Raw genomic sequence first — 22,515 nt, forward strand, 5'->3', positions numbered from 1 at the left:
CGTGATCGGTGATCCGCGACCGGTGATCCCGCCCGTGGCCGGTCACACGCCCGAAGCCCGAAGAGGCCACCCCGTTGACTGAGCTCCAGGCTCCACCAGACCACGCGGTTTCGGATCGGCAGCCAGCTGGCGCCGATTCCCGTGCGCTGCCCCGGCACGTCGCGATCATCATGGACGGCAACGGGCGCTGGGCGGCGCGGCGCGGGCGGCCACGCGTCATCGGCCATCGCGCCGGCGCGCGCGCGGTCAACCTGTGCATCGACTTCTGCCTGGAGCAGGGCATCGGCGCCCTGACCCTGTTCGCCTTTTCCAGCGAGAACTGGGGCCGGCCCGAAGATGAAGTCGGCGCGCTGATGAAGCTGTTCATCGCCGCGCTCGACCGGGAGATCGAGGAAATGCATCGTCGCGGCGTGGCCCTGCGCTTCATCGGCGACCAGACGCGTTTCTCCGCGGACATCCGCGCGCGCATGCGCGTGGCCGAGACCCTGACTGCCGGCAATACCCGCCTCGTGCTGAGCATCGCCGCCAGCTACGGCGGCCGACAGGACATCGCCACCGCCGCGCGTTCACTGGCCGAGGATGTCGCCGCCGGACGGCTGCGCCCCGAGCAGATCGACGAAGCCGCGCTTGGCGCGCGCGTCGCCCTGGCCGACCTGCCGCCGCCGGACCTGTTCATCCGCACCGGTGGCGACTGCCGGATCAGCAACTTCCTGCTCTGGCAGCTGGCCTACACCGAACTGTGGTTCACCGAAACGCTGTGGCCCGAGCTCGATGCCGCCACCCTGCACGAGGCGCTCGGCGCCTATGCGGGGCGCGAGCGCCGCTTCGGCCTCACCGGCGAGCAGATCGCCGCCCGCGCCAGGCCCGATCTCCAGGGGAGTCCGACACCGTGACCCGCACCCGCGTGCTCGCTGCGCTGACGATGGCGCCGCTCGCCATCGGCGGCGTGCTCCTGCTGCCCACGCCGTGGCTGGTGGCGGTGACCGCAATCCTGTTCCTGGTCGCGCTGTGGGAATGGTTCCGTCTCTCGGACATCGACGACACCCTGCAGCGCACCGTGCTGCTGCTGGCCAACCTGCTGCTGATGGCCGCGCTGGTCTGGGCGTCGCCCAACGACAGCGGCGGCTCGCTGGTGCTGTTCAAGCTGGTGGCGATGCTGGGCGTGGTCTGGTGGCTGCTGGCGATGCTGTGGCTGCGCCATTACGACTTCGCCTCCGACCACGACACCCATGCGCGCGTGTTCAAGCTGGCCGCCGGCACCGTCGCGGTGGTACCGGCCTGGTGCGCGCTGGCGGTGCTCCACGCCGGCGACCCCGAGGCCACCGCCTGGCCGCTGGTCAGCCAGGGCCATGTGTGGCTGCTGACTGCGCTGATGATCGTCTGGGCCACCGACACCGGCGCCTATTTCGCTGGACGCAGGTTCGGGCGGCGCAAGCTGGCGCCCCGGATCAGCCCGAACAAGACCGTCGAAGGCATGCTGGGCGGCGTGGCCGCGGGCGTCGCCGTGGCGCTGGCCATGGCGCCGCTGGCCGGCGCCAGCGTCGGGCAACTGCCCCTGGTGGCGCTCGCCGCCCTGGCCACGGTGCTGTTCTCGGTGGTCGGGGACCTGTTCGAAAGCCTGCTCAAGCGCCATGTCGGCGCCAAGGATTCGGGCACGCTGATCCCGGGCCACGGCGGCGTGCTCGACCGCATCGACAGCGTGCTTGCCGCCCTGCCCGTGTTCGCCGTGGCGAAGATCTGGCTGGGCTTCTGATGCAGCGCGTTGCTGTCCTTGGCGCGACCGGTTCGATCGGCGGGTCGGCGCTCGACGTCATCGCCCGCCACCCCGGCGCGATGCGCGCCAGCGTGCTTGCGGCCGGCGGCAACGTCGAGGCACTGGTGGCGCTGTGCGCCACCCATCGTCCCGACCATGCGGTGATCGGCGACGGTTCGCGCCTGCAGCTGTTGCGCGACGGCCTGCGCGCGGCAGGCCTGCCGACGTCGGCCCACGCAGGCGACGAGGCGCTGTCGGACCTGGTCGCGGGCGATGCCTGCGACACCGTGGTCGCGGCGATCGTCGGCGCGGCCGGGCTCGACTCCACCCTCGCCGCCGCCCGCGCCGGCAAGCGCCTGCTGCTGGCCAACAAGGAATCGCTGGTGCTGGCCGGCGAGCTGCTGATCGAGGCAGCGGCTACGGGCGGCGCGACCATCGTGCCGATCGACAGCGAGCACAACGCCATCTTCCAGTGCCTGCACGGCCGCGCTGCCGGCGCCGAGGTGCGGCGCATCACCCTGACTGCCTCCGGCGGCCCGTTCCGCGGCTGGGACCGCGCCCGCCTGGCCGGCGTGACCCCGGCGCAGGCCGTGGCCCATCCGAAGTGGTCGATGGGGCCGAAGATCTCGGTCGACTCGGCAACGCTGATGAACAAGGGGCTGGAGCTGATCGAGGCCCACCACCTGTTCGGCCTGGCCGACGACAGGCTCGACGTGCTGGTGCATCCGCAGAGCCTGGTCCACTCGCTGGTGGAATTCGTCGATGGTTCCACCCTGGCCCAGCTCGGACTGCCGGACATGCGCACTTCGCTCGCGGTCGGCCTGGGCTGGCCACAGCGCATTCCGTCCGGGGTCGGGCCGCTGGACCTGACGGCGCAGGGCCGGCTCGAGTTCGAGCCGCCGGACATGGACACCTTCCCCTGCCTGCGCCTGGCGCGCGGCGCACTGCGCGCCGGTGGCACCGCACCGGCGGTGCTGAACGCCGCCAACGAAGTAGCGGTTTCAGCCTTTCTTCAGGGGCGCATCGGTTTCCTGTCCATCGCCGCCCTGGTCGAAGACGCCCTCGCGGCAATCACGGTGGAACCGGCACAATCGATGGCGGCGCTGGCCGACGCCGACCTCCGCGCGCGCCACCACGCCAGCCACGCCATCGCCACGGGTGCCATCGCATGATCCGCCATGACTGATTTCCTGGGTGCCGTCTGGTGGTTGCTGGTCAGCCTCGGGATCCTGGTGACCATCCACGAGTTCGGCCATTTCTGGGTCGCGCGCCGCTGTGGCGTGCGCGTGCTGCGCTTTTCGATCGGCTTTGGCGGCGCGCTGTGGCAGCGCACGGCGAAGGACGGCACCCAGTACCGGATTGCCGCCATCCCGCTGGGCGGCTACGTCAAGATGCTCGACGAGCGCGAGTCCGACGTGCCCGAGGCCGAGGCCGCGCGCGCCTTCAACCGCCAGTCGGTGTGGAAGCGGATCGCGATCGTCGCCGCCGGGCCGGCCGCCAACCTGGTGCTGTGCTTCGGCCTGCTGTGGGCGATGTTCGTGATCGGCCGCCCGGATTACGCGCCGCTGCTGGGGCCCTCCACCGGCATCGCCGCAGAGTCCGGCCTGCAAGACAACGACCGGGTGCTCGCGCTCGGCGAGCGCCAGACGCCGACCTGGATGGAACTGCAGATGGCGCTGCTGCCGGCCGCGCTGGACCGCGTCGACGTGTCGCTGCGCGTGGCCGACCGCGGCGGGCGCGAGCGCCAGGTGACGCTGCGCCTGTCGGAACTGCCGGAAGACTTCGACCAGCGCCAGGTGCTGCGCAGCATCGGCCTGGTCCCCCGCCACTTCACCATTCCCGCCGATATCGGCCGGGTACGGCCCGACGGGGCAGCCTGGGGCCTGCTGGCCGAGGGCGACCGCATCACCGCCATCGACGGCCACCCGGTGGAGCGCTTCGAGGACATGGGCCCGCTGGTGCAGGCGCTGGGCGAGCGTGGCGTGGAGGCCATGATCGAGGTCACCCGCGACGGCGAGCGCCTGGCCTTCCCGCTGGCGCCGCGCGAGGTCGACGACCAGGGCGAACGGCGCTGGGTGCTGGGGATCGAGGCGCCGCGCCGCATCGAGCTGCCGCCCAAGGACGCGCTCCAGCAGTACGGCCCGGTGGCCGCGATCCCGGCGGCCGCGCGCGAGGTCGGCCACCTCACCGGCCAGCTGCTGGGCATGCTCCGGCGGGCCGTGACCGGCCGCCTGGCGATCGAAAACACCGTCGCCGGGCCCCTGACCATCGCCCGCGCCACCAATGCCTACGCCAGCCAGGGCGTGGCCTGGTACCTGACGATCCTCGCCCTTTTGTCGCTGAGCATCGCCATTCTCAACCTGCTGCCGATCCCGCTCTTGGACGGGGGACACCTGTTGTATTACCTTATCGAGTTGGTCAAGGGCAGTCCGTTAAGCGAACGTGCGATGGCGGCCGGGCAGTATGTCGGCCTGGTGCTGTTGGCTGGCCTGATGGGCCTGGCGTTCTACAACGACATTCTCCAGCTGGTGCGCTGATGCCCCGCCTTACGACCACCATTGCGTCAGCAATGGAGCACTTCCCCAATCCGGATCGATCGATGACGCGTACTCCTGCCCGCCGCCTGCTTGCACTCGCCCTTGCGACCGCGATCGCACCCGTCTGGGCCCAGCAAGCGGTCGATCCGCAGGCTGCGTTCGCGGTACCCGCTCCGGCGATGGCACAGCCTGCTGGCGCGTTCACCGTCAGCGACATCCGCATCGACGGCCTGCAGCGCATCGGCGCCGGCACCGTGTTCACCTACCTGCCGGTGGAGCGCGGCGACACGGTCAACCAGACCCGCATCGGCGAGGCCGTGCGGGCCCTGTACCGCACCGGTTTCTTCGAGGACATCCAGATCGGCCGCCAGGGCGACATCCTGGTGGTCACGGTGACCGAGCGCCCGGCAATCAACAAACTGACGCTCCAGGGCAACAAGGACATCAAGACCGAGGACCTGACCAAGGGCCTCAACGACATCGGCCTGTCCGAGGGCGAAACCTTCGATCGCATGGCCCTGGACCGCGTGACCCAGGAACTGACCCGCCAGTACAACAACCGCGGCAAGTACAACGTCGAGATCGACCCGACCGTTTCGCGGCTGGACCGCAACCGCGTCGACGTCACCATCGACGTCAAGGAAGGCAAGGCCGCCAAGATCCGCCACATCAACCTGATCGGCAACGAGCTGTTCGAGCAGGATGAGCTGACCGACACCTGGGAATCGGGCGAGAGCAACTGGCTGAGCTGGTACCGCCGCGACGACCAGTACTCGAAGGAGAAGCTCTCGGGCGACCTGGAGAAGCTGCACAACTTCTACCTGGACCGCGGCTACGTCGACTTCAGCATCGACAACACCCAGGTGTCGATCAGCCCCGACAAGCGCGACATGTTCATCACCGCCGGGATGTCCGAGGGCGTGATCTACACCATCTCATCGGTCGAGGTCACCGGCGACACGGTCCTGCCCAAGGAGGACATCGAGCGCCTGGTGCTGGTTCGCGAGGGCATGGTGTTCTCGCGCGCGCTGCTGGAACTTACCTCCGACGCGATCACCGCCACGCTCGGCAACATCGGCTACGCGTTCGCCCAGGTCAACACGATCCCCGAGATCGACCGCGACAAGCGCACGGTCGGCATCCAGCTGCAGGTGGTGCCCGGGCCGCGCGTGAACGTGCGTCGCATCGTGTTCCGCGGCAATTCCCGCACCTCCGACGAGGTGATGCGCCGCGAGATGCGCCAGTTCGAGGGTGCATGGTATTCGCAGGCCGCGATCGATCGCTCCAAGGTGCGACTGCAGCGCCTGGGCTACTTCGAATCGGGCAGCGTCAACGTCGAGAGCCAGCCGGTGCCGGGCAGCAACGACGAGGTCGACGTGGTCTTCAGCGTCACCGAGACCACCTCCGGCAGCTTCGTGTTCGGCGTGGGCTACTCGCAGCTGGCCGGGCTGACCACGTCGGTGCAGCTGGCGCAGAACAACTTCCTGGGCAGCGGCAACCGCGTGTCCGTGGAGGCGCAGCGCAACGTCTACCTGCAGCGGTATTCGTTCTCGTTCCTCAACCCCTACTTCACCGACGAGGGGCTGTCGCTGGGCTACAACCTGTGGTGGCGCGAGTTCGACAACTCCGAGTTCAACACCGCGCAGTTCTCCTCGACCAACGCGGCCATGCAGATGATGCTGGGGCTGCCGATCACCGAATCGGACACGATCTCGGCGCTGGTCGGCATCGACCGCAACCAGATCTTCGCCTTCCGCGGTTCCTCTCCGGAATCGATCGTCGACTACATCGACGCGGTCGGCTCGCGCACCTTCCATTCCTGGCGCAGCGAGTTGGCCTGGGCGCGCGATTCGCGCAACGACTTCCTGCAGCCGACCCGCGGCACCCTGCAGCGCGTCTCGCTGGAAACGACCCTGCCCGGCTCGACCGTCGAGTACTTCAAGCTCAACTACGAGTTCTCGCGGTATTGGCCGATCAGCCGGGCGCTGGTGCTCAACACCCGCTTCGAACTGGGTTACGGCGAAAGCTACGGCGACGACACCCTCCGCGTGTTCTGCCGCGCCTCGGGCGAGCAGCCGCTGCCGCCGCCCGGCGGCACCGCCTCCGACGCGGTCCCCGCTCCTGGCGGGGAGTGCCGCGACGGCTCGGTCTACAACAGGACCCTGGTCGCCACCGGCCTGCCGTTCTTCGAGAACTTCTACGCCGGCGGCGCGCGCTCGGTGCGCGGCTTCCGCGACAACACCCTGGGTCCGCGCGAGTCCGCGTTCAACAGCACTTACCTGCAGCCGATGGGTGGCTCGCTGAAGACGGTCGGCTCGCTGGAAATGTTCTTCCCGCAGCTGATCAAGTCGCCGGCCGCGCGCGTGTCCGCCTTCGTCGACTTCGGCAACGTGTTCCGCAACGTCGACGCCTTCGAGACCAGTGAGCTGCGCGCCTCGGCAGGCATCGCGCTGATGTGGCGCGCACCGGTGGGTCCGATCTCCATCAGCTATTCGTATCCGCTCCGCAGCCAGGACGCGGTGCGCGACAGCACCGGCCGGGTGCTGGTCGAAGGCGACGAGCTGGAGCGGCTGCAGTTCACCTTCGGCGGCGCGTTCTAGCCGCAAGCTGGAGCCATGCCCCGACCCGGCATCCAGATCACCGCAGGAGAGCTCGCCGAACGCTTCGGCCTCGGCCTGCGGGGTGACCCGGCGCGCCCCGTGCAGGGCGTCGGCACGCTTGCCGGCGCCGGGCCGACGCAGCTGTCGTTCCTCGCCAATCCAAAGTACCGCAGCCAGCTTGCCCAATCCGGTGCGGGCGTGGTCGTGGTACGCGCGGCCGATGCCGAGGGGCTGGCGCGCGACCTGCTGATCGCGCCCGACCCCTACGTGGCGTTCGCGAAGATCGCGGCGCTGTTCGAGCCGGTCGAACCCGTCGAGACGGGCGTCCACCCTTCCGCCTTCGTCCATCCGGAGGCCCGGGTGCATGCGCAGGCATCGGTGGGGCCGCATGCCAGCATCGGCGCGCGCAGCCAGGTGGCCGCCGGCGCCCGTATCGGCCCGGGCTGCGTGATCGGCGAGGACTGCGAGGTCGGTGCCGGCTGCACCCTGGTCGCACGCGTCACCCTGGTCAGGCGCGTGCGACTGGGCGCGCGCGTGCTGGTGCACCCGGGTGCGGTGCTTGGCGCCGACGGCTTCGGCCTGGCGCTCGATCGCGGAGGCGACGAGCCGCACTGGATCAAGGTGCCGCAGCTGGGCGGCGTGCGCGTGGGTGACGACTGCGAGATCGGCGCCAACACCACCATCGACCGCGGCGCGATCGAGGACACTGTGCTCGAGCATGACGTACGCCTGGACAACCAGATCCAGGTCGCCCACAACGTGCGGATCGGCGCGCATACGGCGATGGCTGGCTGCGTGGCCGTGGCCGGCAGCACCACGATCGGGCGATACTGCATGATCGGCGGCGCCGCGGGCATCGCCGGACATCTTGAAATCTGCGACCGGGTGATGGTCACGGCGATGAGCCTGGTGACCCACTCCATCCGCGAGCCGGGGGAGTATTCTTCCGGCACCCCACTGATGGACAGCCGCAGCTGGCGCCGCAATGCGGTCCGGTTCAAGCAGCTCGATGCACTGGTCCGGCGCATGCGCCTGCCGACAAAGGGAAACGAATGAACCAGCCGGTCAAGCTACCGATCGACATCAAGGGCATCCACGAGCTGCTGCCGCACCGCTTCCCGTTCCTGCTGATCGACCGCGCGGTCGAGTTCGAGCACGGCAAGCGCGTGCTCGCCTACAAGAATGTCACCGGCAACGAGCACTTCTTCCAGGGCCATTTCCCGGACCGCCCGGTGATGCCCGGGGTGCTGGTGATCGAGGCGCTGGCCCAGGCCGGCGGCGTGCTGTCGCAGCTGACCCACGGCGGCAGCCTGAGCGGGCGCCTGTCGGTCCTGGTCAAGGTCGACAACGCGAAGTTCTCGCGCATGGTGGTGCCGGGCGACCGCCTCGACCTGGAGGTGGAGATCCGCCGCGAGATCCGCAACATGACGCTGTATTGCGGCGTTGCCCGCGTGGACGGCGAGCAGGTGGCCTGCGCCGACATCCTCTGCGCCGAGGTACGCGCCTGAGATGGGCGCAGCGGACATCCATCCCACCGCGGCCGTCGATCCGTCCGCACGGATCGGCGAGGGGGTGTCGATCGGCGCCTTCACCTTCGTCGGCCCCGAGGTCGAGATCGGCGACGGCACGCACGTAGGCCCGCACTGCAGCCTGCACGGCCCCACGCGCATCGGTCGCGACAATCGCATCCTCGGCCACGCCGCAATCGGTGGCGAACCACAGGACAAGAAGTTCGACGGTGAGCGCGTCGCGCTGGAGATCGGCGATCGCAACCTGGTCCGCGAGTTCGTCACCCTCAACCGCGGCACCGGCGACGGCGGCGGGCTGACCCGCATCGGCAGCGACAACTGGTTCCTCGCCTACACCCACGTCGCGCATGACTGCATGGTCGGCGACCACTGCGTGTTCTCCAACAACGCCACGCTGGCCGGCCACGTCACCGTGGGCGACCACGTCATCCTCAGCGGCTTCGCCGGCGTGCACCAGTTCTGCCGGATCGGCGCGCACGCCTTCATCGGCATGGGCGCGTTCGTCAACGGCGACGTGCCGCCGTTCCTGATGGTGGCCCAGGACAAGTACGCGCGCCCGCGCGGCATCAACGCCGAGGGCCTGAAGCGGCGCGGCTTCGACGCCGCGCGCATCGCCGCCATCCGCCGCGCCTACCGCGCCCTGTACATGGGTGACGCGAAGCTGGACGAGGCACGGGGCGAACTCGAGGAAATCGCGGCGGCCGGCAGCAGCGACGTGCGCGCGATGCTGGACTTCATCGAAAGCGGCGAACGGCCGCTGCTGCGGTAAAGCCGGGAATGGAGAGTCGCGACCCGGCAGTCGGTGACACCCATGGCGACGACCTCGCTGGCGCAGGTGCTGCTGTGGACGTCCCCCATCCCGCGCTTGCCCTGCACGAACGCAGGCTGCGCATCGGCCTGGTCGCGGGCGAGGCATCGGGCGACCTGCTTGGTGCCGGGCTGGTGGAACAGCTGCGCCTGCGCTTTCCAGCAGCGGAGTTCGCGGGCATCGGCGGCGCCGCCATGCGCAAGGCCGGTGTCGACACCTGGCACGACGCCTCCGAGCTTGCGGTGATGGGATTGAGCGAAGTGCTGCGCCACCTGCCGCGGCTGCTGCGGCTGCGGCGCGGACTGCGCAGGCGCCTGCTCGACTGGCGCGCGGATGTGTTCATCGGCATCGATGCGCCCGACTTCAACCTCGGCCTGGAGCGCGCACTCAAGCGCCGCGGCATGCGCACCGTGCATTACGTGAGCCCGTCGGTATGGGCCTGGCGCCAGGGCCGCGCGGCGAAGATCGGGCGCAGCGCCGACCGGGTGCTGTGCCTGTTTCCGATGGAGCCGGCGATCTACGCCAGGCACGGCGTGGACGCCACCTTCGTCGGCCACCCGATGGCCGACGCCATGCCGCTCAATCCCGACCGCAGGCGCGCGCGCGCCGAACTCGGCCTCGACGACGACGCGCCGGTGCTTGCGGTGCTGCCCGGCTCACGCCTGGGTGAAATCGAACGTCTCGGCGCGATCTTCCTCGAGGCCGCCCACCGTGTGGCCACGCAGGTACCCGGGCTGCGGGTGCTGGTACCCGCGGCTACGCCGGCCTGCGCCGAGGCGATCCGCGCGCTGCTGGCCGCCTCGCCGCTGCCGGCCGGCTGCGCGCTGCTGCTGGACGGCCAGGCGCACGAAGCGATGGTCGCATCCAACGTGGTGCTGCTGGCGTCGGGTACGGCCACGCTGGAGGCAATGCTGGCCAAGCGGCCGATGGTGGTGGGCTACCGCATCGCGCCGAGCACCTACCGCATCGTGCGCGCGCTGGGCCTGCTCAAGGTCGACCGCTACGCGCTGCCGAACGTGCTGGCCGGCGACACCATCGCACCCGAGCTGATGCAGGACGACTGCACGCCGGAAAACCTGGCGCGCGCGGTGCTGGCCTGGTTCGACGACCCGGCGGCGGCAGGGGCGCTCGAGCCGGTCTACCGCGACCTGCACATCGCACTGCGCCGCGATGCCTCGGCCTCGGCCGCGGACGCGGTGGCCGCGCTGTTGGAGGCACCGCGATGAGCCGCCGCGTTGCCGGCGTCGACGAGGCAGGCTGCGGCCCGCTGGCCGGGCCGGTGGTCGTGGCGGCCGTGATCCTGCATCCGCGGCGCCCGGTCGAAGGCCTGGATGATTCGAAGAGGCTGAGCGCCGCCAGGCGCGAAGCCCTGTATCCCCTGATCGTCGAACGCGCCCTGGCCTGGCGCATCGAGTTCGTGCTCGTCGACGAGATCGACGCGATCAATATCCTGCAGGCGCGGCTGACCGGCATGCGCCGCGCCCTTTGTGCACTTGTTCCTGCTGCGACGCACGCGCGCATCGACGGCAACCGGCTGCCGGTCGACCTGCCCTGCCACGCCGAAGCGGTGGTGGGCGGCGACGGCCTGGAGCCCGCGATCATGGCCGCCTCGATCCTGGCCAAGGTCGCGCGTGACCGCGCGATGGTGGCGCTGCATGCGGAGTTTCCGCAGTACGGGTTCGCCCAGCACAAGGGCTATCCATCCGCCATGCACCTGGCCGCCCTGCGCGAGCACGGGCCTTGCCCGCAGCATCGGCGCAGCTTCAGCCCGGTGTCGCAGCTGTCCCTGCTCTGACGAGCGCGGGTCGTTCCGGCGTTTCCCTGCGGTGTGCGGGACTGAAGTGCGTCCCGGGAACGCGTCGCTTACCGCCCGGGCTACGTCCGATGCTTCAAGGGGAGTCGCCCGTCTGGCGCGCCTGCAGGCGCTCCTGCATGGGCCTGCGCGCCGGATCGGGCCCGGACACCGCGGCCAGCGCCTGCGCCAGCACGCTGCCGGGCGCGGCGTCGATCGCGATGGCGCGTACATCGGGCTCATCGGACGGCACCTCGAGCGTGGCGAACTGGCTGTCGAGCAGGGACACCGGCATGTAGTGGCCGCTGCGCGCATGCATGCGGGCGGCGATCAGGTCCCGATCGCCCTGCAGGAACAGGAAGCACAGCGGCAGGCCGGCCTCGCGCAGCATGTCGCGGTGGCGGCGGCGCAGGCCGGAGAATGCCAGCGATACGCGCTCGCCTGCGCCGACGCGTCGCTGCAGTTCGGCGGCGATGCGCTCGACCCAGGGCTGGCGCATGACGTCGGTGAGCGGCTGGCCGCTGGCCATGTGTGCGCAAGCCTCGTCGCTGTGGAAGTCGTCCGCATCGAGGAAGACGGCGGGCCAGGCTTCAGCCAGCGCGCGCGCGGTCGTGGTCTTGCCGCTGCCGGACACGCCCATCACCACCGCGACGCGGACCTCGCCGCCACTCATCCGGGCAGCTCCACGCGTACCTCGTAGCGGCGTCCCTGCTCCACCGGGCCGATGCGGTCGCCAGCAATCGCCTCGCCATCCACCAGCACGCGTTGTGCTGCCAGGCCGGCCACGCGTTCGATCCCCACATCGAACTCCGCGCCCCTGAAACGCCGCAGTGCGCGCGCGCGCGGCCAGTGCGACGGCAGCTGCGGCGCAATGCGCAGGCCGTCGCCGTCGCCGCGCAGCCCAAACAACGACTCGACCACGCAGCGGTACAGCCATGCCGCGGTGCCGGTATTGAACAGCTGGCTGGATCGCCCGGCCGTGCGCGGATGCAGCCGCCAGGCGCCGCGGTAGTAGTTGGGCACGAACACCGGCAGCTGGCCGCGCTGGCGGCACTCGTCCGCGTCCGGCCCGGTCAGCATCGCGCGCAGCGTCTGCCAGGCGCGGTCCGTTTCGCCGACCGCGTACAGGGCATGCATCCAGAACGCGGCGGCGTGGTTGTAGACAGCGCCGTTCTCGGCGGAGCCCGGGAATTTCTGGGTCAGTCGGCCCACGTCCTCGCGCATGCCGGTATAGGCCGGCCCCAGCATCGCCACGCCATGGGGCGAGACGAGTTCGTCCTCGACCGCAGCGAGCATGCGCGCGCGTCGCGCCTCGTCGGCCGCACCGCTGAGCATTGCCCAGCCCTGCGGGTTGAGGTAGATGCGCCCTTCCTGGTCGCTGCGCACACCGAACGCCACGCCGTCATCGGTGATGCCGCGTGCGTACCAGTCGCCGTCCCACAGCTGCGCGTTGACCGCTGCGTTGAAGGCCGCCGCGCCGACGCGAAAGGTGTCCGCCTGGTCGCTGCGCCCATGGCGCTCGCAGATGCCCGCCCACAGCTCCAGTGCATGCGCGCTGGCCAGCGACAGCCAGCCCGAAACCCCGCGGCCCTTCCAGCCAACCATGTTCATCGGGTCGCACCAGTCGCCCTGCGCGATCCAGCTCAGCCCGCGCGCGTCGCGCTGGTCGAGCAGCCAGTGCATGGCGCGGTCGATGCGCTCTGCCACGCTGGCGGCGTTGCCCGCCGCGTCGGTGGCCACCTCGTCGAGCAGCGCGTCGTCGCCGGTTTCATCCAGGTAGGCCTGCAGGCAGACCGGGAGCCACACGCAATGGTCGGTGTGCGGCACCTGGTTGATGTACTTCAGCTCCGCGCCTTCGACCAGCAGGATGCCGTCCGGCATCGCGCCGCTGGCTTCCTGTTGCGACAGGGCCCGCACGAACGCCTCGCGCGCGACTGCCGGGCGCAGGTAGGCCATGCCCATCTGGTCCTGCAGCAGGTTGCGTGTCTGCGGGTCGGTGGTCAGGCGATTGGTGTCGCCGTGGTAGTAGACCTGGCGCGGAAGCCAGTGGTTGGCGAAGGCGTCGAACCACGGGTCCGGCGTCTCGACCTGGACGCAGGCCTGCACCTGCGACTGGTGCAGTGCCGACGCATCCGCCGCGTCCTCGAAGCCCTGCCGCGACAGGTAGCGCTCGCGCAGCGTGGCGATCTCCGCATCGTCGCGAGCCGGGGCGAACACGAAGCGGAAGCTCTCTTCTTCGCCGGCATCGAGCGCAACGCGGTACTGCAGCGCCGCCACCGGCGTCTCGTACAGCGCGTCGCCGCAGGCCAGCAGCGCATGGCCGAGGATCGACGCCGGCGCATGCAGACCGCCCTCGCCCTCGAACGCGGCCTGGTTGGCCTCCCAGGCATCGGGTGCGCGCTCGTGCAGCAGCACGGTGCGGTCCTTGAAATCACGCTGGCGGAACCAGTCGTCGACCTTCTGGTAGGGCGTGACGCTGTCGCAGACGATGCCGCCAAGATCGGCGCGATAGCGCCCCGACTGGTTCATCCACGACATGTAGCCGACCGGGAAGTACGGATACAGCGCAACCCGCCGCGCCCGCCCCGATACGTTGCGCACGCGCAGCGTCCACAGCTCGGCCACGTCGTCCGTCGGCAGCACCACGCCCAGCTCGACCTCGATGCCGTCGCAGCGCACCGTCCACACCACATCGGATGGACCGATCGAAAACCGGAAGCTGTCCGGCGCGCGGTTGACCGGCGCGTGCGGCGCTGAAAACAGCGCGCCGCTGTCCTCGTCCTTCACGTAGCAGAAGCGCCCGGGATGGTGCGCGTAATAGGGCTGCTCCGGCTGCATGAAGGTCCTCGCCTCCAGCGTCGGTGCATGCGCGTACTTGGCCGGTTCGGGCTGCATGAACTGCGCTGTCGCATAGCCGCGGCAGTTGAGCTGCAGCAGCATGTGCCGGTTCCACAGGAAGGTGGACGCTTGCGGCATGTCGGTCGGGCTGTGCAGCACGCAACGGCGGCCGCCGTCCTCGAATCCGCAGGGCAGATCGCTCATGCGATGGCGTCCCGGCGCGCCTGCAGGTCGGACTGCACCTGCTCCAGCGCGCGGTCGTCCAGCGGGTAGAAACGCATCACCCAGGCCGCGAGCAGGGCGACGATGCCCGGGATCACCGTCAGCAGCAGGGCGATGCCCTGGCGCGAGGCGTCGCTCTGCGCCTCGTTCGCCACATAGCCCATCGCCGCCAGCGTCCAGGCGATCACCGCCGTGGCCAGCGCGCCGCCCAGCTTCTGCGAGAACGTCGCGGCCGAGAAGGTCATCGCGGTGGCGCGGCGGCCGGTCTTCCATTCGGTGTAGTCGGCGCAGTCGGCGTACATCGAGAACGCGAGCGGCGATTTCGGACCCAGCAGCAGGCCGATCGCGGTGTTGACCGCGAACAGCAGCCAGATCTGGTCGGCCGGCACGAAGTACATCGCGCAGCTGAGCACGCCCACGCCAACCATCAGCCACATCATCAGGCGGCGCTTGTCGATATAGCGCGTCATCATCGGGGTCAGCGCGGCGCCCACCGCCAGCGCCACCGAGTACACGCCCAGGAAGGTGCCGGTCAGCTCCGGCCGGCCCACGTAGTACTTGAGGAAGTACACCAGTGAGCCGCTGCGCATCACGATGGTCACCATGATCACCAGCGCCAGCACGAACAGCACCAGCCAGGGCCGGTTGTGCAGCAGGTCGAGGATGTCCTGCTTCACCGCGGTGCTTTGCGTCGGCGGCGGCGCGATGCGCTCGCGCGTGGACAGGAACACGGTGGCGAAGGTGGCGATGGCGATCACGCCGTACAGGCCCAGGGTGAGCTGCCAGCCCAGCGCCTCGTCGCCGCGGCCCAGCCATTCGACCAGGTCCAGCGTCAGCCAGTTGACCAGGGTGGTGCCGGCGAAGGCGGCGATGAAGCGGAAGCTGATCAGGGTGGTGCGCTGCTGGGTGTCGGCGGTCATCACCCCCGACAGCGCCGAGTACGGCATCGACAGCACCGTGTAGGCCAGCATCATCAGGGTGAAGGTGGCATAGGCCCAGAGCAGGCGGCCGTCGGGATCCAGGTCGGGCACCGTCCAGGTCAGCACGCCGGTGGCCGCCAGCGGTAGCGCGCCCCACAGCAGGTAGGGGCGGAAGCGACCCCAGCGGGTGCGGGTGCGGTCGGCCAGCGCACCCATCAGTGGATCGGTGATGGCATCCACGAGCTTGGTCACCAGCATCATCGTGCCGACCGCAGCCGCGGCCAGCCCCATCACGTCGGTGTAGAAGATCAGCAGGAAGGCCGAGATGTTGGCCCAGTACAGGTTGAAGCCGAAGTCGCCGATGCCGTAGCCGATCTTCTCGCGCAGCGGCAGGCGCGCGCGCGCGCCGCCTTCCGTGGTGGTGGCCCCTGGCTTGCCCATGTTCCTCCCTGTCGCCGGTCGGCCGGCGGCTGCGCCGGTGCGGCGTGGTAGCGCTACCAAGAGTGCCGGGATCACGATCCGTTGGCAAACGAAGTTGCCGATGCCACCGCTGCGGCGTCTGCCGAAGCCCGATGTCAAGGCCTTGTCCCGCCCGCCCGCGGCACCTACCCTGCCGCTGCCCGCCTGGCCCGGCCGCGATGTCCTCCCGCTTCGTCCATCTCCACCTCCGCAGCGAGTATTCGCTGGCTGACTCGACGATCCGCATTCCGGATCTGGTCAAGCGCTGCGCGGCGCTCGGCCAGCCTTCGGTCGCGATCACGGACCGCAACAACCTGTTTTCGCTGGTGAAGTTCTACCGTGCAGCGGAGGGCGCCGGAATCAAGCCAGTCGCCGGCGCCGACGTGCTGGTCGCCGACGGCACCGAACCGGCCTGGCTACTGACCCTGCTGTGCCGCGACCACGCCGGCTACCTGTCGCTGTCGCGCCTGCTCACCCGGGCCTGGATGCAGGGCCACCGCCACGATGGCGTGGTGGTGCGGCCGGAGTGGCTGGCAGACGACGCCACCGGCTTGTTCGCCCTGGCCGGTCGCCACAGCCGCGCTGGACAGCTGGTTGCCGGGCGCCGCGACGACCTCGCCGGCCAGGCGCTGGCTGACCTGCAGCGCGTCTATGGCGAAGACTGTTTCCTGGAACTCACCCGCTGCGGCCTGGACGGCGAAGCCGAGTTCAACGGTTTCGCCCTGCAGGCCTCCAGCGCGCGCGGGATCCCGGTGCTGGCCAGCAACGACGTGCGTTTCCTCGACGCGGACGGCTTCGAGGCACACGAGGCACGCGTCTGCATCTCCTCGGGCCGCGTGCTCGACGATCCCAAGCGGCCCAAGGACTACGCGCCGGGCCAGTACCTGAAGTCCAGCGAGGAGATGGCGGAACTGTTCGCCGACCTGCCCGACGCGATCGACAACACGGTCGCGCTGGCGCAGCGCTGCAACCTGGAGCTGCGGCTGGGCACGTACTACCTGCCCGCCTTCCCGGTGCCCGACGACGAGACGCTCGACAGCTGGACCCGCCGCGAAGCGCGCGACGGACTGGCGGCCCGGCTGCAGAAGTACCCGCTTGCGCCGGGACACACCCGCGAGAGCTACGACGCGCGCCTGGAAAGCGAGCTGGACGTCATCATCTCGATGGGCTTCCCCGGCTACTTCCTGATCGTGGCCGACTTCATCAACTGGGCCAAGCAGCACGGGATCCCGGTCGGTCCCGGCCGTGGTTCGGGGGCCGGCTCGCTGGTCGCCTGGGCGCTGGGCATCACCGACCTGGACCCGCTGCCCTACGACCTGCTGTTCGAGCGCTTCCTCAATCCCGAACGCGTGTCGATGCCCGACTTCGACATCGACTTCTGCATGGACCGCCGCGACGAGGTGATCGACTACGTCGCCGCGAAATACGGCCGCGACCGCGTCAGCCAGATCATCACCTACGGCACGATGGCGGCGAAGGCGGTGCTGCGCGACGTGGGCCGCGTGCTCGGCCATCCATACGGCTTCGTCGACGGCCTGTCCAAGCTGATCCCGCTGCAGCCGGCCGACCCGCTGTCGCTGGAGGATGCGATCGGGCGCAGCAAGCGCGCGCAGAAGAACGACAGCTACGTGGTCGCCGAATTCAGGCAGCGCTACCAGGATGAGGACGACGTCCGCGACCTGGTCGACCTCGCGCTGCAGCTCGAGGACCTGACCCGCAACGCCGGCAAGCACGCCGGCGGCGTGGTGATCGCGCCGAGTCCGCTGAGCGACTTCTGCCCGCTGTTCGCCGAACACGACGTCGAAGGCCGCGGCCGCAACCCGGTCACCCAGTTCGACAAGGACGACGTCGAAGCGGTGGGCCTGGTGAAGTTCGACTTCCTCGGCCTGCGCACGCTGACCATCATCGATTGGGCGGTGAAGGCGATCAACGCGCGCCGCGAAGCCGCGGGCGAGGCGCCGCTCGAGATCGACGCGCTGCCGCTCGACGATACGGCCAGCTACGAGCTGTTCGCGCGCGGCGACACCGTGGCGGTGTTCCAGTTCGAATCGCGCGGCATGCGCGAGCTGCTCAAGCGCGCCAAACCCGATACGTTCGAGGACATCATCGCGCTGGCCGCCCTGTTCCGCCCGGGCCCGCTGGGCTCGGGGATGGACAGGCAATGGTGCGACCGCAAGCACGGGATCGAGGAAGTCAGCTATCCGCACCCGGCGCTGGAGCATGTGCTCAAGCCGACCTATGGCGTGATCGTGTACCAGGAACAGGTGATGCAGATCGCCCAGGTCCTGGCCGGCTACTCGCTCGGTGGCGCCGACCTGCTGCGCCGCGCGATGGGCAAGAAGAAGCCCGAGGAGATGGCCAAGGAGCGCGCCAAGTTCGAGGCCGGCGCCGCGGCCAACGGCGTCGACGCGCGCACCGCGACCCAGATCTTCGACCTGATGGAGAAGTTCGCCGAGTACGGCTTCAACAAGTCGCACTCGGCCGCCTACGCGCTGGTGGCCTACCAGACCGCGTGGCTGAAGGTGCACTACCCGGCCGAGTTCATGGCCGCGGTGCTGTCCAGCGACATGGACAACACCGACAAGGTGGTCGGCTTCCTCAACGAGGCCAAGGTCATGGGCCTGACCGTGCGGCCGCCCGACGTGAACGCCTCGACCCACATGTTCGAGGCCATCGACGGCGGCGAAGACGCGCAGGGCCGGCGCCGCACCATCCGCTACGGCCTGGGCGCGGTGAAGGGCGTCGGCCGCGGCGCCTGCGAGGCGATCGTGGAAGCGCGCGGTACGGGCTACGCCGACCTGTACGACTTCTGCAAGCGCATCGACTCGACCAAGCTCAACCGGCGCACGCTCGAAGCGCTGATCCAGGGCGGCGCGCTCGACGCGCTGGCGTCCAACCGTGCCTCGCTGATGCTGCAGTTGCCCGAGGTGCTCAAGGCCACCGACCAGATGGCGCGCAACCGCGCCGCCGGCATGTTCGACATGTTCGGTGGCGGCGGCGCGGCCGATATCCAGATCGAGCTGCCGGTGTGCGAGGAATGGCCGCTCAAGCAGAAGCTCGACGGCGAGCGCGACACGCTCGGCCACTACCTGAGCGGCCATCCGCTCGATCCCTACCGCGAAGAGCTGCAGTCCCTGGTCGGCCACGATCTCGGCCAGCTCGACCAGCTGTGGGCGGGGCGCTCGGAATCCGAATCGCGCGGCTGGCGCCCGGAAACCACGGTGATCGTCGCCGGCCAGGTGCTGGCGATGCGCAAGCGCGGCGACTCGCAGGCCTTCGTCCAGATCGAGGACGGGCGCGGGCGCTTGGAGTGCGCGTTCTTCGCCGAGGAATACTTCAGCAACGCCGCCCTGCTCACCCGCGACCGCATCCTGATCATCGAGGGCGGGCTGCGCGAGGACGAGTTCAGCGGCGGCTTCGCCCTGCGCGCGCGCCGCTGCTGGGATTTCGAGCAGGTCTGCGCGCAGAACGCCCAAGGCCTCGCGCTGCAGCTCGACCTGCGCGTGGCGGGCGCCATGGACCGGGTGGAATCGCTGTTCTCGCAGCACCGGCCCGGCCGCACGCCGCTGCGCTACGAGCTGCTCCTGCCATCGGGCTCGGCCGGCAAGCTGGATGTCAACGGCGGCCACGGGGTGCGCGTGGCGGCCGACCTGCCGTCCACCCTGCGCAGCCTGCCCGGCGTGCGCCAGGTGCGGCTGTCGCTGCAGCGCCCCTGGCTCAGCTAGCCCGGGCAGCCCCGCCTGGCGGCCTGCGGCGCCGTCCGGACGCCCGGGTACGGTGGCGGGCGGCCCAGTCGGCTAGACTTTCCGCTTCCCTGCAGCAGTCCCGGGCATGAATCCCAACTACCTCGACTTCGAACAGCCGATCGCGGACCTCGAGGCCAAGATCCACGAACTGCGCCAGGCCAGCAACGGCCCGGCGGTCAACATCGACACCGAAATCCACGCGCTGCGCGACAAGCTGCGCAAGCGCACCGCGCACATCTTCCGCGACCTCAGCCCCTGGCAGGTCTCGCAGCTGGCGCGGCATCCGATGCGTCCGTACACGCTGGACTACATCAAGGTGTTCTGCGACGGGTTCGAGGAGCTGGCCGGTGACCGCGCCTATGCCGACGACCCCGCGATCGTGGGCGGGCTGGGCCGAATCAACGGCCGGCCGGTGGTGATCATTGGGCACCAGAAGGGCCGCGACACCAAGGCCAAGGTACGCCGCAACTTCGGCATGCCGCGCCCCGAGGGCTACCGCAAGGCGCTGCGCCTGATGAAGATGGCCGAGCGCTTCAAGCTGCCGCTGCTGACCTTCATCGACACGCCCGGTGCGTATCCGGGCATCGGCGCCGAGGAGCGCGGCCAATCCGAGGCCATCGCCCGCAACCTGATGGAAATGGCCGAGCTCAGGACACCGATCATCTGCACCGTGATCGGCGAAGGCGGCTCCGGCGGCGCGCTGGCGATCGGCGTGGGCGACCGCACCCTCATGCTCGAGTACAGCACCTATTCGGTGATCTCGCCGGAGGGCTGCGCCTCGATCCTGTGGAAGGACGCGGGCAAGGCGCGCGATGCGGCCGAACAGCTCGGCCTGACCGCCCGCCGCCTGCACGGCCTGAAGCTGGTCGACAAGGTGGTGCGTGAGCCGATCGGCGGCGCCCACCGCAATCCGCGCCAGACCGCGATCCGGCTCAAGAGCGTGCTGCTCAACGAACTCGACGCGCTGCAGCAGTTGCCGCTCGACGAACTGGTCGAGCAACGCTACCGCCGCCTGCGCGGCTATGGTGCCTACGACAACGCCTGACGGCCGTCCGCCGACGGCGGACGCGGGGCGGACAACAGGGGGGAGGGCCGTGGTCGAATCGGTCGACAGCATCAACATGCGCACGATGACCGACGCGTCGGTGGTCGCGCACTACGCGCGCCCGTGGGGGCTGAGCCCGGCCGAGCAGGCGTGCCTCGCCCGCATCGCCGACGAGGCGCGCGGCAGGCCGATCCTGGACATCGGGGTGGGCGGGGGACGCACGGTCGAGGCGCTGCGCCACATCAGCGACGACTACACCGGCATCGACTACAGCGCGGACATGGTCACCGCCTGCCGTCGTCGCTTCCCGGGCGTGCGCTTCGAGCACGCCGACGCGCGCGCACTGGCGCAGGTGGCCGACGGATCGGTGTTCCTGGCGGTGTTCAGCTGCAACGGCATCGGCATGGTCTCGCACGAGGACCGGCTGCGGATCCTGCGCGAGGTCCACCGCGTGCTGCAGCCGGGCGGCGTGTTCGTGTTCTCCACCCACAACCGCAACTCGCCCGAGTACCGCCGCGGCTTCCGTTTCCCGACGCTGCAGTGGTCGGCGCATCCGCTGCGCCTGCTGGTGCGCTCGGCGCGGCTCGCGCGGGACACCATGACGCGCCTGCGCAACCGCCGCCGCTTCCGCCCGCTCGAGGTGCACGCCCAGGACTACGCCGTGATCAACGACGTCTGCCACGACTACGGCACGATGCTGTACTACGTGACCCTGGAGCAGCAGCGCCGGCAGCTGGTGGACGCGGGTTTCGCCGCGGATGTCGAGGCCTACGACCTTGACGGCGCACGCATCCATGACGACACCCGCCACGATTCGATCGCGCTGATCGCCCGCAAGCCGTCCGTCGCCGTGGCTGCGCACGGCGCCTGACCGACGGCACGCGCCAAACCATCCCCGAACGCGCCATGCCAGGCAACGCCGCCCTCGCCCTGCCGCCGCCGCCGCGCGCACGACCGCTGCTGGTGGGCTACAGCGGTGGGATGGACTCGGGCGCATTGCTGCACCTGCTGGCCGCCGACCCCAGCGTGCGGCAGCGCGGACTGCGTGCCATCCATATCCATCACGGACTCCATCGCGACGCCGATGCGTGGGCGCGGCACTGCGCGGGCACCTGTGGCGATCTCGAGGTGGCGCTCGACGTGGTTCGAGTCGAGGTGGCCCGCGACGGCGGCAGCGGACTGGAGGCCGCGGCGCGTGCCGCGCGCCACGCAGCGTTCGAATCCACGCTGCGCAGCGACGAGGTGCTGGTGCTCGGACATCATCTGGACGACCAGGCCGAGACGTTCCTGCTGCGGGCGCTGCGCGCCTCCGGCGTCGACGGGCTTGCCGCGATGCGGCCCTGGCGCCGGTTCGGACGCGGCTGGATGTGGCGACCATTGCTCGACATCCCGCGCGCGCGCCTGCTCGAACATTCGCGCGCGCACGACCTGCACTGGATCGAGGATCCGTCCAACGACAGCGAAGCGCACGACCGCAATTTCCTGCGCAGACAGGTAATGCCGCTGCTGCGCACGCGCTGGCCGCATGCCGGCGACGCGTTCGCGCAGGCCGCCCGGCTGCAGCGCGAGACCTCGGTCCTGCTGGAAGAGCCCGACGCGCAGGCGCTGGCGACCCTGCGCACAGCGGATCCGCGCTGCCTGCATGCGATGCCGCTGGCCGTGCTGCCGGCAGCAAGACAGGCGCGGGTGCTGCGGCGCTGGGTGGACGAACTCGGGCTGCCGCCGCTGCCGGCCCGTGGTGTCGCGCAGGTCGCGCGGCTGCTCGATGACGGACAGGATCCTCGCGGGCAGTTCGCCTGGCATGGCGCAGTGATCCGCCGCTGGCGCGACCTGCTCCGGGCCGGGCCAGTCCCGAGCGCGGCCATTCCCGCCGCACTTGCCTGGGACGGCACGGCGCCCCTGGCCTGGGACAACGGAGAACTCGCGCTCGAGCCCGGGCTGGCGCCGAACGAGACTTTCGACGCCGTCGGGATCGCGGCCCCGCCTTTCCTGGTGCACCTGCGCAGCGGCGGCGAGCGCATCACCCTGCCCGGCCGCAGCCACTCGCACGCCCTCAAGCACGTACTGCAGGACCTGGGCGTGCCGCCGTGGGCGCGGGAACGCCTGCCGCTGCTGTCGGACCGGGACGGCGCGCTGCTCGCGGCGGGCGACATCGCGTTTTCGGCGCCGTTCGACAGCTGGCTGCGCGCCAGCGGGCGCCACCTGCGCTGGACAGCCCCCATCTGACGACCGCAGATGCCGGCCACCGGCGCCTGGCTTACACTTC

17 protein-coding genes are annotated in these 22,515 nt (G+C 70.1%); 14 read left to right on the forward strand and 3 right to left on the reverse strand.

From position 1 onward, the window contains the following. Positions 1-146 precede the first annotated feature (146 nt). The 10 genes from uppS (at position 147) to ACW5EG_RS11605 (ending at position 11,022) form a co-directional block, all read left to right on the forward strand. A complete protein-coding gene (uppS, locus tag ACW5EG_RS11560; protein ID WP_457018869.1) occupies positions 147-893 on the forward strand; it encodes a polyprenyl diphosphate synthase in 747 nt (248 codons plus the stop codon). Continuing rightward, positions 890-1,753: a phosphatidate cytidylyltransferase gene (locus tag ACW5EG_RS11565; RefSeq protein ID WP_457021535.1), complete on the forward strand. Its 864-nt coding sequence runs from the start codon at positions 890-892 to the stop codon at positions 1,751-1,753. Before uppS ends, ACW5EG_RS11565 begins: the two co-directional genes overlap by 4 nt. Next, positions 1,738-2,925, forward strand: a complete 1,188-nt coding sequence (gene dxr / locus ACW5EG_RS11570; protein ID WP_457018868.1) for a 1-deoxy-D-xylulose-5-phosphate reductoisomerase — start codon at positions 1,738-1,740, stop codon at positions 2,923-2,925. Before ACW5EG_RS11565 ends, dxr begins: the two co-directional genes overlap by 16 nt. A gap of 6 nt (positions 2,926-2,931) precedes the next feature. Then, entirely contained in the window at positions 2,932-4,290 is a 1,359-nt protein-coding gene (gene rseP, locus ACW5EG_RS11575; protein ID WP_457021537.1) for an RIP metalloprotease RseP, read from the forward strand. Between the two features lie 62 nt (positions 4,291-4,352). Next, complete coding sequence (gene bamA / locus ACW5EG_RS11580; RefSeq protein WP_457018831.1) at positions 4,353-6,890, forward strand: outer membrane protein assembly factor BamA; 2,538 nt, start codon at positions 4,353-4,355, stop codon at positions 6,888-6,890. 15 nt (positions 6,891-6,905) lie between these two features. After that, complete coding sequence (gene lpxD, locus ACW5EG_RS11585) at positions 6,906-7,946, forward strand: UDP-3-O-(3-hydroxymyristoyl)glucosamine N-acyltransferase (RefSeq protein WP_457021539.1); 1,041 nt, start codon at positions 6,906-6,908, stop codon at positions 7,944-7,946. Beyond that, complete coding sequence (gene fabZ, locus ACW5EG_RS11590) at positions 7,943-8,398, forward strand: 3-hydroxyacyl-ACP dehydratase FabZ (RefSeq protein WP_457018829.1); 456 nt, start codon at positions 7,943-7,945, stop codon at positions 8,396-8,398. The genes lpxD and fabZ overlap by 4 nt, the downstream gene beginning before the upstream one ends. A gap of 1 nt (position 8,399) precedes the next feature. After that, complete coding sequence (gene lpxA, locus ACW5EG_RS11595) at positions 8,400-9,188, forward strand: acyl-ACP--UDP-N-acetylglucosamine O-acyltransferase (RefSeq protein ID WP_457021541.1); 789 nt, start codon at positions 8,400-8,402, stop codon at positions 9,186-9,188. 8 nt (positions 9,189-9,196) lie between these two features. Then, positions 9,197-10,453, forward strand: a complete 1,257-nt coding sequence (lpxB, locus tag ACW5EG_RS11600; RefSeq protein WP_457021543.1) for a lipid-A-disaccharide synthase — start codon at positions 9,197-9,199, stop codon at positions 10,451-10,453. Continuing rightward, complete coding sequence (locus ACW5EG_RS11605; RefSeq protein ID WP_457018826.1) at positions 10,450-11,022, forward strand: ribonuclease HII; 573 nt, start codon at positions 10,450-10,452, stop codon at positions 11,020-11,022. The genes lpxB and ACW5EG_RS11605 overlap by 4 nt, the downstream gene beginning before the upstream one ends. A 94-nt stretch (positions 11,023-11,116) precedes the next feature. On the opposite strand, the gene ACW5EG_RS11610 is transcribed toward ACW5EG_RS11605, so the two are convergent. Genes ACW5EG_RS11610 through ACW5EG_RS11620 form a run of 3 tightly spaced genes read right to left on the reverse strand, consistent with a single transcriptional unit; the run spans position 11,117 to position 15,440 of the window. Beyond that, positions 11,117-11,692 carry a gluconokinase gene (locus ACW5EG_RS11610; protein ID WP_457021545.1) on the reverse strand — a complete coding sequence of 192 codons (576 nt, stop codon included), beginning with the start codon at positions 11,690-11,692 and terminating at the stop codon, positions 11,117-11,119. Next, positions 11,689-14,061, reverse strand: a complete 2,373-nt coding sequence (locus tag ACW5EG_RS11615) for a GH36-type glycosyl hydrolase domain-containing protein (protein WP_457021547.1) — start codon at positions 14,059-14,061, stop codon at positions 11,689-11,691. Before ACW5EG_RS11615 ends, ACW5EG_RS11610 begins: the two co-directional genes overlap by 4 nt. Next, positions 14,058-15,440, reverse strand: coding sequence for an MFS transporter (locus ACW5EG_RS11620; RefSeq protein WP_457021549.1), 1,383 nt, complete (start codon positions 15,438-15,440; stop codon positions 14,058-14,060). The genes ACW5EG_RS11615 and ACW5EG_RS11620 overlap by 4 nt, the downstream gene beginning before the upstream one ends. 197 nt (positions 15,441-15,637) lie before the next feature. Here ACW5EG_RS11620 and dnaE point away from each other — a divergent pair, with 197 nt between their 5' ends. The 4 genes from dnaE to tilS all read left to right on the forward strand — a co-directional run bounded on the left by dnaE (position 15,638) and on the right by tilS (position 22,475). Continuing rightward, on the forward strand, positions 15,638-19,183 hold the full coding sequence (gene dnaE / locus ACW5EG_RS11625; protein ID WP_457021551.1) for a DNA polymerase III subunit alpha: 3,546 nt from the start codon (positions 15,638-15,640) through the stop codon (positions 19,181-19,183). A gap of 106 nt (positions 19,184-19,289) precedes the next feature. Then, a complete protein-coding gene (locus ACW5EG_RS11630; protein WP_457018821.1) occupies positions 19,290-20,249 on the forward strand; it encodes an acetyl-CoA carboxylase carboxyltransferase subunit alpha in 960 nt (319 codons plus the stop codon). A 49-nt stretch (positions 20,250-20,298) separates the two neighbouring features. After that, a complete protein-coding gene (locus ACW5EG_RS11635; RefSeq protein ID WP_457021553.1) occupies positions 20,299-21,120 on the forward strand; it encodes a class I SAM-dependent methyltransferase in 822 nt (273 codons plus the stop codon). A gap of 35 nt (positions 21,121-21,155) precedes the next feature. Then, positions 21,156-22,475 (forward strand): tRNA lysidine(34) synthetase TilS, encoded by a 1,320-nt coding sequence (gene tilS / locus ACW5EG_RS11640; RefSeq protein ID WP_457021555.1) that lies wholly within the window; start codon positions 21,156-21,158, stop codon positions 22,473-22,475. Positions 22,476-22,515: the final 40 nt, after the last annotated feature.

Source organism: Luteimonas sp. A611 (assembly GCF_054072715.1).

Excerpts from the sequence above, each read along its gene's own strand:
- rseP (WP_457021537.1), top strand. The coding sequence starts at position 2,932 with ATGACTGATTTCCTGGGTGCCGTCTGGTGGTTGCTGGTCAGCCTCGGG.
- bamA (WP_457018831.1), top strand. The coding sequence starts at position 4,353 with ATGACGCGTACTCCTGCCCGCCGCCTGCTTGCACTCGCCCTTGCGACC.
- lpxD (WP_457021539.1), top strand. The coding sequence starts at position 6,906 with ATGCCCCGACCCGGCATCCAGATCACCGCAGGAGAGCTCGCCGAACGC.
- fabZ (WP_457018829.1), top strand. The coding sequence starts at position 7,943 with ATGAACCAGCCGGTCAAGCTACCGATCGACATCAAGGGCATCCACGAG.
- lpxA (WP_457021541.1), top strand. The coding sequence starts at position 8,400 with ATGGGCGCAGCGGACATCCATCCCACCGCGGCCGTCGATCCGTCCGCA.
- lpxB (WP_457021543.1), top strand. The coding sequence starts at position 9,197 with ATGGAGAGTCGCGACCCGGCAGTCGGTGACACCCATGGCGACGACCTC.
- ACW5EG_RS11605 (WP_457018826.1), top strand. The coding sequence starts at position 10,450 with ATGAGCCGCCGCGTTGCCGGCGTCGACGAGGCAGGCTGCGGCCCGCTG.
- ACW5EG_RS11610 (WP_457021545.1), bottom strand. The coding sequence starts at position 11,692 with ATGAGTGGCGGCGAGGTCCGCGTCGCGGTGGTGATGGGCGTGTCCGGC.
- ACW5EG_RS11615 (WP_457021547.1), bottom strand. The coding sequence starts at position 14,061 with ATGAGCGATCTGCCCTGCGGATTCGAGGACGGCGGCCGCCGTTGCGTG.
- ACW5EG_RS11620 (WP_457021549.1), bottom strand. The coding sequence starts at position 15,440 with ATGGGCAAGCCAGGGGCCACCACCACGGAAGGCGGCGCGCGCGCGCGC.
- dnaE (WP_457021551.1), top strand. The coding sequence starts at position 15,638 with ATGTCCTCCCGCTTCGTCCATCTCCACCTCCGCAGCGAGTATTCGCTG.
- ACW5EG_RS11630 (WP_457018821.1), top strand. The coding sequence starts at position 19,290 with ATGAATCCCAACTACCTCGACTTCGAACAGCCGATCGCGGACCTCGAG.
- tilS (WP_457021555.1), top strand. The coding sequence starts at position 21,156 with ATGCCAGGCAACGCCGCCCTCGCCCTGCCGCCGCCGCCGCGCGCACGA.